Source organism: Klebsiella sp. OBRC7 (assembly GCF_000293135.1).
GTDB lineage: Bacteria > Pseudomonadota > Gammaproteobacteria > Enterobacterales > Enterobacteriaceae > Klebsiella > Klebsiella michiganensis.
Window position 1 is genome coordinate 23,259 of sequence record NZ_ALNJ01000081.1, and the last position, 11,878, is coordinate 35,136.

Consider the following 11,878-nt stretch of genomic DNA (forward strand, 5'->3'; position numbering starts at 1 on the left):
TTGTACAACCAGGCTAAATTCGTTAATTTAGTCGGTAAAGTATTATCAGGTTAGAGGGCGCTAATGGCATATTACAGCATCGGTGAAGTTGCCGAACGTTGCGGAATCAACCCCGTGACTTTGCGTGCATGGCAGCGAAGATATGGTTTGCTAAAGCCGCAGAGAAGCGAGGGAGGACACCGCCAGTTTGACGAGGAGGACGTTCAGCGCATTGAGGAGATCAAACGCTGGATCGATCGCGGGGTCTCCGTGGGCAAGGTTAAGGCGCTTCTGGAAGGCCATCAGCCTGAAACGCAAGACGCTGCCATCCTGCTCCAGGAAGAGATGATGACGCTTCTGCGAGGCGTCCAGCCCTCAAAATTACGCACTCGCATCATGTCCCTCAGCCATGAATATCCCGTAGATAAACTGATTGACCGGCTCTTTGTCCCCGTCCGCAGTAAGCTCAATCTCGATCCGAACACCTCCATGGCGATTATCAGTATGCTGGACGGTATCCTGATTGATTGCGTAGCGTCCATCCTTGCGGAATCGCGCAAAAAGGTGGGGAAAGAGACGCTGTTGGTGGGGTGGGGTAATGAAGACCGTACCCGTCTGTGGCTGGAAGCATGGCGATTGTCCCAGCGCGCCTGGCACGTCAACGTGCTGGCGGAACCGCTCGACTCTCCCCGCCCCGAATTATTCCCCGGTCAGCATATTTTTGTCTGGACCGGCCGAGCGCTGACCCCTTTGCAGGCAGAATTACTTAGCCACTGGCAAAGCCAGGGCTTCACCATTGAGTTTCACGGAGAGTAAGCGTCTTAGAGGGTTAGCAGCGGAACATTTTTAGAGATGTTATTCCGCCGCTTGTCTTCCTGAAGCATGGCAACATGCGCTGGCAGGTAAATTATCAGAAATTGAGCTGGGTCCAGGCTTTAAACGTTTCGCTGCGGCTAATATTAAAAAAATCTGTCCGACCCGAGCAGCCGAGCTTTTTGATTAAGGTGAGGCGAATTTGATAAATTGTTTTAATATGTAAATTCAGCGACTTCCCTATATTTGCCATCGCTTCACCATCGTTCATCAGGCGAATCACTTCTTTTTCGCGATTGGTAAAAACGATACTTTCAGATTCCCGGTCAGGCTTCTTACCGAACAAGGTGGGGCGGAGAATAAACGATTTTATCTCAGCGGGCGTTGAGCGCGCCGGGATTCTGTACATTGGTATTTCGCTCAGGAAGTTCAAATCATTACCGTCGGTGAGCAGGACAAAACGAACTCTTTTGCGATCGTAATGATGATTAAGCACCGCATAATAGTTATCGCTGGTGAAAAAGACGTATTTTCCATGAAAACAGCCTGGTGATAATGAATCGAGTACAAGCTGTAATCCTTGACGAAGAAGGTTATTGTTAATCCAAAGATCGTAATGATTAAAAAAGTGACCTTGCTTGTCGTTATTCATTTGTCCTCCGAGGCAGGAATGTTAATGCAGGCTTAATTTAACAAATCATATATCACGTTTAATGACGACTTTTGGCGCGTAGCATATGCAGCGTTTGAATATATAAATCGGCGAGAATTTCATTTTTCTCGATATTCAGGCGTCGCTGAACCTCAACGATTAAACGATCGTGGCTAACGGCTTCATTCTCCGTCTGGGCCTGCACCATATGTTCGATATTTTTCAGCAAAGCAGAGTTCGCAATAAACTCTGCGGGAATTGTGTTTTTAGTCTGCATGGTATATCTCGAGTCATATTAGGCAATAAATCACCAATCAAAGATGTGGCTAGCCATCATCTTTGCGATACAGTTCTTCACCATCTCAAAGGAAATGGTGGGCATTTTTTTAAATCATAAGAATGCTGTAATGCAGAATTTAAAACTGACGTAATAACTATAGTCACGATCTCCGGAATGTACAATTTTTCCGAATTAATTTTGTACATTTAGTTGGTTTTTTTAACATTTCTTTATAAGGTGTTGTTTTATAGAGTTATTTTTTGTAAAGGTAATGTGAAAAACTTGTACAGAACGGCGTCTGGACAGGGATAACCTACAGGATGAGGGGATAGCGGTGAAGAGGCGGGAGGGGCACAGCGGGAAGAGAAAGAGACAAAGGGGGAATAGCTTCCCCCTTTTGGCGTATGCGTTACTGCTTCGGTTCAGCGACGACAAAGCTTCCCACGCCGCGGTTGTTGTATTCCCACATGCGGTTGAAGTTAGCGTCATTCAGGTTACGCTGCGGGTTGCCTTTGGCATCCGCAGTACCGGTGTTGCCGCTAAACGGACGGTTTGATCCGACGGCATCAGCCCACGGTTTGGCAATATTAAAGCCTTCATTAATGACGCTGTCGCGAATAACGACCTGACCATTGGTGTTGCCGTCAACGTCCAGAGAGCGGCCAAGCTGCGCGACGTTATCGCCGGAAGCGGTAAAGCGGCTGTTAATCGCCAGGAAGCCGTAGGTCACGCTTTTCAGGGTTGCGGGGGCGAAAACGTAAGCCTCTTTCTGGGTGCGTGAGTTGACTACGCGGAAGTCGGTATTGTCGAACACAACCGCCCCACGACCGGAAACGATATCGACATCGCCTTCAATATAGCTGTTGCTGACCAGGGTTCGGGTCTGGCGGTTATCCTGCAGGCGGTTTTGTACGCCGCTGTTGGTCACGAAAAAGGTGTTCTGGCGACCGAGGATATTCACCTTGTTAATCTGCACCCGATCGCCATCGCTACGCAGCGCCACGGCCTGATGGGTGCCCGCGTCTACGCTGTCGCCGAGGTTGTTGGCGATAGTCAGGTTCTGTAGCTGGAGATCGTTATTCTGCGACCAGAATACCGCTGAGCACATCACGCCAACGGTGGCGGCACGTCTGCTCTGGCAGCTGTCGTACATATACCAGGCCGGTTTGCCCGGCATATATTTGCCGCCCGGATTAACCTGGTGACGCCAGGAGACCGGATCCATTTCTGAATCAATCGCGGCGCTGATTTTTACATCAATCGGCTTCTCACCGGTGCCGTACAGGGTCAGCGCGCCAGGCGCCGCCGGAACGTATACGGTGCCCGCATATTCGCCCGGCATGATGGCGATAAACTGACGACGATTGGAGTGGCGGGTAATCGCTGCATCCACCGCGGCCTGAATCGTGGTGTGGGTTACCCCCTGGGTACCCGCAGGACCCACAACAAAATCCGGCTGCGCCGGGAGGCTGATGGCGGACGGGCTCCACGCCGCGGCGTTAGGATCGAGAGACTGGAAATAGCTCGCCGGTAAGAAGTTTTTCGCCTCATCGGCGGTTAAAACTGGACGAGAGGCCGTGCCCGGCGCTGTTTGCGTTGAGGGCTGTTGATCGGCAGGCGTCGAACTACAGGCGGACAACGTCACGCCAAAGGCCAGCGCCAGCGCCAGGCGGGAAACGGAATATGTGTTCATGTTGCTCCGGGCAAGAATAAATTAAGGGTATAGGTCCTTTAAAGCCTGCTGTTTTATACCAACTTAAGCGAAACGGGAAGACGTAGCGCAAAAAAGTTGCTTCTTTACATCATAAGAGCCGGAAACGAGCCGCTTTTGATCACAAATAAATAACATTTGCCGGGGGCTGAGTTGACATTTCTCGCGGAATCAAAATAAATGTCTATACAACCCATGACAAGTTGACCGCTATGACACACACACCTTCCGAACGCCTAATCTGGCGAAACGTCCGTCTGGCCACGCTCGATCCGCGTTTCTCTCAGCCGTATGGACTCGTGGAGCATCATGCGCTGCTGGTGCGCGATGGACGCATTGAAGCCATTGTGCCCGAAAGCGAGGCGCCCGCAGGGCAAAGTATTGACCTCGGCGGCAGGCTGCTCACGCCGGGGCTGATTGATTGCCACACGCACCTGGTCTTCGGCGGCAGCCGGGCGCAGGAGTGGGAGCAGCGCCTCAACGGCGTCTCCTACCAGACCATTAGCGCCAACGGCGGCGGCATTAACGCGACCGTGCGCGCCACCCGGGAAAGCAGCGAAACGGAGCTGCTGGCGCTGGCCCGGCAGCGGCTGGCACGTCTGCTGCGCGAAGGGGTCACCACCCTGGAGATCAAGTCCGGCTACGGGCTGGATCTCGCAAACGAACGTAAAATGCTGCGGGTTATACAACAGCTTGCCGCAACGCATACCGTTGAGCTTTCCCCCACGCTGCTCTCCGCCCACGCCACACCGCCGGAATATAAAGGCGACCCGGACGGCTATATCAATCTGGTATGCGAAACCATTCTGCCCACGCTGTGGGAAGAGGGGCTATTTGAAAGCGTCGATGCCTTCTGCGAAAACGTCGGCTTTACCCCCGCGCAGACTGAACGGGTTTACAGTACGGCCCAGGCATTAGGTATCCCGGTAAAAGGTCACGTTGAGCAGCTCTCTTCGCTGGGCGGCGCCGAATTAGTGAGCCGCTATAAAGGCCTGTCCGCCGACCATATTGAATACCTGACCCCAGAGGGCGTGGCGGCGATGAGCCGCAGCGGCACCGTGGCGGTGCTCCTGCCCGGCGCGTTCTATTTCCTTAACGAAACCCGCAGGCCGCCGGTTGAACTGCTGCGCGAATATCAGGTTCCGATGGCGGTGGCGACGGACTACAACCCCGGCACCAGCCCCTTCGCCAGCCTGCATCTGGCGATGAATATGGCCTGCGTGAAATTTGGCTTAACGCCGGAGGAGGCGTGGGCAGGCGTAACCCGTCATGCGGCTCAGGCGCTGGGCCGCCAGGCGAGCCACGGTCAGCTGGCGCCGGGCTTCGTTGCTGATTTTGCTATCTGGGACGCGGAGCATCCGGTTGAGATGGTTTACGAACCGGGGCGCAGCCCGCTCTGGCAGCGCGTGGTGCGAGGAGAAATCGCATGAAGCTATGACAACCGACGGCCGCCGCGATTTGGCAGGGACGCGACCACAGCGCGGAGGCGCGGCAAATCGCCCATTGGTGGCAGTAGCGATTCAGTATATTCTGGACGTTTCGCCGCCCATTCGCACAAGGAAGCCCGGCCATGTTCTCATCGCAACCTCGTTCCGCGCCTGCGCCTTTCTATGAAAAGGTGAAACAGGCTATTAGCGAAAAGATCCACAGCGGCGTCTGGCGTCCGCACGATCGCATTCCTTCGGAGACGGAGCTGGTGGCGCAGTTTGGCTTTAGCCGGATGACCATCAATCGGGCGCTGCGCGAATTGACCGATGAAGGCCGGCTAGTGCGATTACAGGGGGTGGGGACGTTTGTGGCGGAGCCGAAAGGGCAGTCGGCGCTGTTTGAAGTGCGCAGCATCGCGGAGGAAATTACCTCTCGTCATCATCAGCACCGCTGCGAGGTGCTGCTGCTGGAGGAAACGCAGGCGGATCTGATTCAGGCCGCGGCGCTCAACGTGGCCGCCGGTACGCGGATTTTCCATTCGCTGATGGTGCATTTTGAAAATGAGGTGCCGGTACAGATTGAGGACCGCTGCGTCAACGCCTCCGTGGTGCCGGACTATCTGCATCAGGACTATACCGCGACCACCCCCCACGACTATCTGTCGCTGATCGCCCCTCTGACCGAAGGGGAGCACATTGTTGAGGCGGTGCAGGCAACGGCGGAGGAGTGCGCGCTGCTGCATATTGATGCGCACGACCCGTGTTTGCTGATCCGCCGCCGCACCTGGTCCACCACCCATATCGTTTCCCACGCGCGCCTGATTTTCCCCGGCAGCCGCTACCGTCTGCAGGGCCATTTTGGTTCCTGATCTTCCTGCGCGTCGGCAAAACGTGATTGCTGACGCAATATAACAAAAATGTATCTTTTGTGTTAAATCCTGGCTTGCGTATGCTTGTATAGACAAGTATATGTATCTACGTACACAACGTTAATTGTCAGGAGAAACCCCCGATGTCGCAAAGCAAATACCGCCAGCAGGACGTACGTGCACCGCGTGGCACAACGTTAAATGCGAAGAGCTGGCTGACCGAAGCTCCGCTGCGTATGCTCATGAATAACCTCGACCCGGATGTCGCCGAAAACCCGCATGAGCTGGTGGTGTATGGCGGCATCGGACGCGCGGCGCGCAACTGGGAATGCTATGACGCTATCGTGAAGGCGCTGAAAAACCTGGAGAGCGACGAAACGCTGCTGGTGCAGTCCGGTAAGCCGGTGGGCGTATTCAAAACCCATGAAAACTCTCCGCGGGTGCTGATCGCCAACTCCAACCTGGTGCCGCACTGGGCAACCTGGGAACACTTTAACGAGCTGGATGCCAAAGGGCTGGCGATGTACGGCCAGATGACCGCCGGCAGCTGGATCTACATTGGCAGCCAGGGCATCGTGCAGGGCACCTATGAAACCTTCGTTGAGGCAGGGCGCCAGCACTACCAGGGCAGCCTGAAGGGGCGCTGGGTGTTGACCGCCGGTCTGGGCGGCATGGGCGGCGCGCAGCCGCTGGCCGCGACCTTAGCGGGCGCCTGCTCGCTGAATATTGAATGCCAGCAAAGCCGTATCGATTTCCGTCTGCGTACCCGCTACGTTGACGAACAGGCGATGTCGCTGGATGACGCGCTGGCGCGCATCAAAAAATACACCGCCGAAGGCCGGGCGATCTCTATCGCCCTGTGCGGAAACGCGGCCGACATTGTGCCGGAAATGGTCAAGCGCGGCGTGCGCCCGGATATGGTGACCGATCAGACCAGCGCCCACGACCCGCTGCACGGCTATCTGCCGAAAGGCTGGAGCTGGGAAGAGTACCAGGCTAAAGCCGAGTCGGACCCGCAGGGCACTATCCTGGCGGCGAAACGCGCAATGGCCGACCACGTGCAGGCGATGCTGGCATTCCACGAAATGGGCGTGCCGACGTTTGACTACGGCAACAACATTCGCCAGATGGCCCAGGAGATGGGCGTTGGCAACGCGTTTGCTTTCCCTGGCTTCGTTCCCGCCTATATCCGCCCGCTATTCTGCCGCGGCATCGGCCCGTTCCGCTGGGTTGCCCTGTCCGGTGACCCGCAGGACATCTATAAAACCGACGCGAAAGTGAAGGAGATCGTTAAAGACGATAAGCACCTGCATCACTGGCTGGATATGGCACGCGAGCGTATCAGTTTCCAGGGGCTACCGGCGCGTATCTGCTGGGTAGGCCTCGAATGGCGGCAGAAGCTGGGGCTGGCGTTTAACGAAATGGTCCGCAGCGGCGAAGTCTCCGCGCCGATCGTCATTGGCCGCGACCATCTTGACTCCGGCTCCGTCGCCAGCCCGAACCGCGAGACGGAAGCGATGCGCGATGGTTCCGACGCCGTCTCCGACTGGCCGCTGCTCAACGCCTTACTGAATACCGCCAGCGGGGCGACCTGGGTGTCGCTGCACCACGGCGGCGGCGTCGGGATGGGCTTTTCGCAGCACTCCGGCATGGTTATCGTCTGCGACGGTACCGATGAAGCGGCGGCGCGCATTGCCCGCGTACTGCACAACGACCCGGCGACCGGCGTGATGCGTCATGCCGACGCGGGCTACGATATCGCGATTGAGTGCGCGACAGAACAAGGTTTGAATCTTCCGATGGTGGCAGCAACGCAGGGGCACGCTAAATGAACGCTTTAACACTGATTCCGGGTCAACTCAGCCTGTCGCAGCTGCGCGACGTCTACAGCCAGCCGCTGAACATTACGCTAGACGAAAGCGCGTTCGCGGCGATTGATGACAGCGTTGCCTGCGTCAACGCGATTCTGGCGGAAGGCCGCACCGCCTACGGTATCAACACCGGTTTTGGCCTGCTGGCGCAGACGCGCATCTCAACCGAAGATCTGGAAAACCTTCAGCGATCGCTGGTGCTGTCGCACGCGGCGGGGATTGGCGAACCGCTGGATGATGACCTTGCGCGTCTGATTATGGTGCTGAAAATTAACAGCCTGTCGCGCGGCTTTTCCGGCATTCGCCTGAGCGTGATTCAGGCGCTGATTGGCCTGGTCAACGCGGGCGTGACGCCGTGGATCCCGGCGAAGGGATCGGTTGGCGCCTCCGGCGACCTCGCGCCGCTGGCGCATATGTCTTTAACTCTGCTTGGCGAAGGGAAAGCGCGCGTGCGCGGCGGGGAGTGGCTGCCGGCGACGGAAGCGCTGTATCAGGCGGGGCTTGAGCCGATTACTCTGGCGGCGAAAGAGGGGCTGGCGCTGCTCAACGGCACGCAGGCGTCGACGGCGTTTGCCCTGCGCGGCCTGTTCGAAGCCGAAGACCTGTTCGCTTCCGCGGTGGTCTGCGGGTCGTTAACCACCGAAGCGGCGCTCGGTTCGCGTCGTCCGTTTGATCCGCGCATTCACGAAGCGCGCGGTCAGCGCGGGCAGATTGACGCCGCGGCGCTCTATCGCCATCTGCTGACCGACGACAGCGCAATTTCCCAGTCGCACCATAACTGCACCAAGGTGCAGGACCCGTACTCTCTGCGCTGCCAGCCGCAGGTGATGGGTGCCTGCCTGACCCAGCTTCGCCAGGCGGCGGAAGTGCTGCTGGTTGAAGCCAACGCGGTATCCGATAACCCGCTGGTGTTCGCCAGCGAGAACGACGTGATTTCCGGCGGTAACTTCCACGCCGAACCGGTGGCGATGGCGGCGGATAATATCGCGCTGGCGATTGCCGAAATCGGATCGCTGTCGGAGCGCCGTATCGCGCTGATGATGGACAGCCATATGTCGCAGCTGCCCCCTTTCCTGGTCAAAAATGGCGGCGTTAACTCCGGCTTTATGATTGCCCAGGTGACGGCGGCGGCGCTGGCCAGCGAGAACAAAGCGCTGTCGCACCCGCACAGCGTGGACAGTCTGCCTACCTCCGCTAACCAGGAAGACCATGTCTCGATGGCCCCGGCCGCCGGCCGCCGCCTGTGGGCGATGGCGGAAAATACCCGCGGCGTACTGGCCGTGGAGTGGCTGGCCGCCGTGCAGGGCCTGGATATGCGCGAAGGCCTGAGCAGCAGCCCGCTGCTGGAAGAGGCGCGCCACCTGCTGCGCGAACGGGTGACCCATTACACTGAGGACCGCTTCTTCGCCCCGGACATCGAAAACGCCATTGCGCTCCTGGCGGCGCGTCATCTGACGCGGCTGCTGCCTGCCGTGCTCTGAGACCAACGCTAAACCATCGCTGTTCTCTGTACCTGCGCCGGGAGGATCTCTTCCTCCCGGCCACCCTACACGCATATTTGTCGTCGTATAAAAACTATCAGGACACTTGCATATGCAACAACAAAACAAGCCACACCTGCTGCGCGGGCTGAATGCCCGGCATATTCGTTTTATCGCCCTCGGCTCCGCCATCGGTACCGGGCTGTTCTATGGCTCGGCATCGGCGATCAAGGCCGCGGGCCCGGCGGTACTGCTGGCCTATCTGATCGGCGGCGCGGCGGTGTTTATCGTGATGCGGGCGCTGGGGGAAATGGCGGTACGCAACCCCGTTTCCGGCTCCTTCAGCAGCTACGCGCGCCAGTATCTTGGCCCGCTGGCGGGTTTTATTACCGGCTGGACCTACACCTTTGAGATGGTGATCGTCGCCCTCGCGGACGTTACCGCGTTCGGCATCTATATGGGATTGTGGTATCCCGATGTTCCCCGCTGGATCTGGGTGCTGAGCATTATCTTTTTTATCGGCGCCATGAACCTGTGCAGCGTGCGCGTTTTCGGCGAGATGGAGTTCTGGCTGTCGCTGATCAAAGTGGTGGCGATTATCGCCATGATTGTGGCGGGCGGCAGCATTATTTTCTTCGGGTTCGGTAATGCTTTCCCGGCAACCGGACTGGAGAACCTATGGAGCCACGGCGGCTTTGCCCCTAACGGCTGGGAGGGAATTATAGCCTCGCTCGGTATCGTGATGTTTGCCTTTGGCGGCGTCGAGATTATCGGCGTGACCGCGGCGGAAGCGAAGAATCCGCAGAAGGTGATCCCACAGGCGATCAACACTATCCCGCTGCGTATCGTGCTGTTCTATGTCTGCACCCTGGCGATTCTGATGGCGATTTTCCCGTGGAACAGCTTCGGCGAGCGAGGCAGTCCGTTCGTGCTGATTTTTGATGGTCTGGGGATTCCGGCGGCGGCCACCATCCTGAATATCATCGTGATCAGCGCCAGTATTTCGGCGATTAACAGCGATATTTTTGGCGCGGGGCGCATGATGTACGGCATGGCGAAAGAGGGGCTGGCGCCGAAGAGCTTCCTGCGCATCGCCAGCAACGGGGTGCCGTGGATGACGGTGGTGGTGATGGGCGTGGCGCTGCTGGCGGCGGTGGTGCTGAACTACCTGATGCCGGAGCAGGTGTTTGTGCTGATTGCCTCGCTGGCGGCCTTTGCGACGGTGTGGGTCTGGCTGATGATCCTGCTGGCCCACTTTGCGATGCGTCGCGGCCTGTCCGCTGAAGAGCGCGGCAATATCGCATTCCCGGTACCGTTCTGGCCGGTGGCGCCGCTGCTGACGCTGCTGTTTATGGGGCTGGTGATTGCGGTGCTGGGAATGGTGGAGGAGACGCGGATTGCGCTTATCGCCGGTCTGGTATGGCTCGGGCTGCTGACGGCGGTGTGGTTTGCGCGGGTGCGCAAAAACGCCGTGCAGGCGGTGACGGAGTCGTGATTGTTTTGGTTTACCCGGGTTGCGGCTGACGCCTTACCCGGGCTACCCAATCGCACTCACCTGTAGATACTGTGAACGCCTGCAACTCTTTTAACTACTGTCACCTTTTCCGGCTCCCGGATGACAGGCACAACAACGACAGCGCCATCCGGTGCTGTCGTTTAATCCGGCACTCTTTCTTACGCTATCAACAACTCATGCTGTGACGCATCGAACGCCTTTCCTGACTTCAGTACACCGTACGCCACCTGCGCCAGCTTTCGCATCATCGCCCCTATGATGACTTTTGCCCGCTTTCCGCTCTCTTCCAGCCTTTTCCTGAACGCTTTTCCCCACGCCGTATGGTACAGCGCCGATAATGCCGGCATGTATAACGCCTTGCGCAGTTGAACCGGCCCCGCTTTGCTCATCCGGCTCGCCCGCATCACGCTGCTGCCCGACTCATGCTGCACCGGCGTCAGTCCCGCATACGCCGCGAACTGCCGCGCTGTACCGAACTTCAGCTTCAGGCCCGTATACGCCAGCAGAACCGCCGCTGTTTTCTCCCCGATGCCCGGGATACTGTTCAGCAGCTTCCGCCGTCGTTTCATATCCGGGTCGTTATCCGTCAGGTCTTTTATCTGTTTTTCGATACGCGTCAGCTCCGCGCTCAGACATCCCAGCAGGATATCAATGCTGGCCAGTTGAACCTCCGGCGCGGTTTCCCGCCGGTTTTTCTCCTGCGTCTGCATCTCTGTCAGCGCCTGATGCCTTAACACCAGGGCTTTCAGTGCCCGCTCTGTCGGATGAGGGGCCTCCCAGGCTGACGGGCGTTTTTCCCGGCAGAAGTGAGCCAGCATACGGGCGTCCACTTTGTCAGTTTTACTGCGCAACCCCTCACTCTGTGCGAAAGCTTTACTGAGGGCGGGGTTGATGATGGACACGGTATACCCGGCATCACTCAGATGCGCGGCCGCGTCTTCCATGTAGGTGCTGGTGGACTCCATGCAGACATGGGCACGGTTCACGTCATGGCCGCGAAGCCAGCGGACCAGCGCTTCGTGTCCGGAGAGGGTATTATCAAATTTTTTACAACGATGCCGGCCATCAGGGCGAAGAATGTCGACATCCAGTTTAGCTTTGGCGACATCAATACCGATGAAGTGGAGTTCATTTTCCATAGTGAAACCAACCTTGCAAATACGGGTTACCGGTGAAAGCCGGTCCATGATACTGTCCGGTTTATCACATGAGAAAGAACGGCGGTCCGGTGCAAAGGATCTACGGAACAGGCGCGAAAGCCTAAGCCCGGACACGGCAT

The 11,878-nt window shown here is 57.5% G+C and carries 10 protein-coding genes; 6 read left to right on the forward strand and 4 right to left on the reverse strand.

The features are described from left to right. Positions 1-63: 63 nt before the first annotated feature. Positions 64-795 (forward strand): MerR family transcriptional regulator, encoded by a 732-nt coding sequence (locus HMPREF1144_RS15900; protein ID WP_004849019.1) that lies wholly within the window; start codon positions 64-66, stop codon positions 793-795. A 94-nt stretch (positions 796-889) separates the two neighbouring features. Here the strand turns inward: HMPREF1144_RS15900 and HMPREF1144_RS15905 are convergent, their stop codons facing one another. From HMPREF1144_RS15905 to HMPREF1144_RS15915, 3 genes are all read right to left on the reverse strand, one after another. Further along, on the reverse strand, positions 890-1,444 hold the full coding sequence (locus HMPREF1144_RS15905) for a LuxR C-terminal-related transcriptional regulator (protein WP_004849021.1): 555 nt from the start codon (positions 1,442-1,444) through the stop codon (positions 890-892). Between the two features lie 58 nt (positions 1,445-1,502). Continuing rightward, the gene (locus HMPREF1144_RS15910) at positions 1,503-1,721 is read right to left on the reverse strand and encodes a hypothetical protein (protein ID WP_004849023.1); all 219 of its coding nucleotides are present in this window, start codon (positions 1,719-1,721) and stop codon (positions 1,503-1,505) included. Between the two features lie 412 nt (positions 1,722-2,133). Next, positions 2,134-3,417 carry a putative acyl-CoA thioester hydrolase gene (locus tag HMPREF1144_RS15915; protein WP_004849026.1) on the reverse strand — a complete coding sequence of 428 codons (1,284 nt, stop codon included), beginning with the start codon at positions 3,415-3,417 and terminating at the stop codon, positions 2,134-2,136. Between the two features lie 230 nt (positions 3,418-3,647). Here HMPREF1144_RS15915 and hutI point away from each other — a divergent pair, with 230 nt between their 5' ends. From hutI to HMPREF1144_RS15940, 5 genes are all read left to right on the forward strand, one after another. Continuing rightward, entirely contained in the window at positions 3,648-4,865 is a 1,218-nt protein-coding gene (gene hutI, locus HMPREF1144_RS15920; RefSeq protein ID WP_042927886.1) for an imidazolonepropionase, read from the forward strand. A gap of 140 nt (positions 4,866-5,005) precedes the next feature. Further along, a complete protein-coding gene (locus HMPREF1144_RS15925; RefSeq protein ID WP_009653360.1) occupies positions 5,006-5,731 on the forward strand; it encodes a histidine utilization repressor in 726 nt (241 codons plus the stop codon). 143 nt (positions 5,732-5,874) lie between these two features. Further along, positions 5,875-7,563, forward strand: coding sequence for a urocanate hydratase (gene hutU / locus HMPREF1144_RS33685; RefSeq protein ID WP_009653356.1), 1,689 nt, complete (start codon positions 5,875-5,877; stop codon positions 7,561-7,563). Further along, positions 7,560-9,083, forward strand: a complete 1,524-nt coding sequence (gene hutH, locus HMPREF1144_RS15935; protein ID WP_004849032.1) for a histidine ammonia-lyase — start codon at positions 7,560-7,562, stop codon at positions 9,081-9,083. The genes hutU and hutH overlap by 4 nt, the downstream gene beginning before the upstream one ends. Before the next feature lie 112 nt (positions 9,084-9,195). Next, on the forward strand, positions 9,196-10,578 hold the full coding sequence (locus tag HMPREF1144_RS15940; RefSeq protein WP_009653364.1) for an amino acid permease: 1,383 nt from the start codon (positions 9,196-9,198) through the stop codon (positions 10,576-10,578). A 179-nt stretch (positions 10,579-10,757) separates the two neighbouring features. Here HMPREF1144_RS15940 and HMPREF1144_RS15945 read toward each other — a convergent pair whose 3' ends face one another. After that, positions 10,758-11,738 (reverse strand): IS110 family transposase, encoded by a 981-nt coding sequence (locus HMPREF1144_RS15945; RefSeq protein ID WP_009652075.1) that lies wholly within the window; start codon positions 11,736-11,738, stop codon positions 10,758-10,760. Between the last annotated feature and the right edge of the window lie 140 nt (positions 11,739-11,878).

Coding starts and splice junctions, on each gene's coding strand:
- HMPREF1144_RS15940 (WP_009653364.1), top strand. CDS start 9,196: ATGCAACAACAAAACAAGCCACACCTGCTGCGCGGGCTGAATGCCCGG.
- hutU (WP_009653356.1), top strand. CDS start 5,875: ATGTCGCAAAGCAAATACCGCCAGCAGGACGTACGTGCACCGCGTGGC.
- HMPREF1144_RS15900 (WP_004849019.1), top strand. CDS start 64: ATGGCATATTACAGCATCGGTGAAGTTGCCGAACGTTGCGGAATCAAC.
- HMPREF1144_RS15905 (WP_004849021.1), bottom strand. CDS start 1,444: ATGAATAACGACAAGCAAGGTCACTTTTTTAATCATTACGATCTTTGG.
- hutI (WP_042927886.1), top strand. CDS start 3,648: ATGACACACACACCTTCCGAACGCCTAATCTGGCGAAACGTCCGTCTG.
- HMPREF1144_RS15915 (WP_004849026.1), bottom strand. CDS start 3,417: ATGAACACATATTCCGTTTCCCGCCTGGCGCTGGCGCTGGCCTTTGGC.
- hutH (WP_004849032.1), top strand. CDS start 7,560: ATGAACGCTTTAACACTGATTCCGGGTCAACTCAGCCTGTCGCAGCTG.
- HMPREF1144_RS15910 (WP_004849023.1), bottom strand. CDS start 1,721: ATGCAGACTAAAAACACAATTCCCGCAGAGTTTATTGCGAACTCTGCT.
- HMPREF1144_RS15925 (WP_009653360.1), top strand. CDS start 5,006: ATGTTCTCATCGCAACCTCGTTCCGCGCCTGCGCCTTTCTATGAAAAG.
- HMPREF1144_RS15945 (WP_009652075.1), bottom strand. CDS start 11,738: ATGGAAAATGAACTCCACTTCATCGGTATTGATGTCGCCAAAGCTAAA.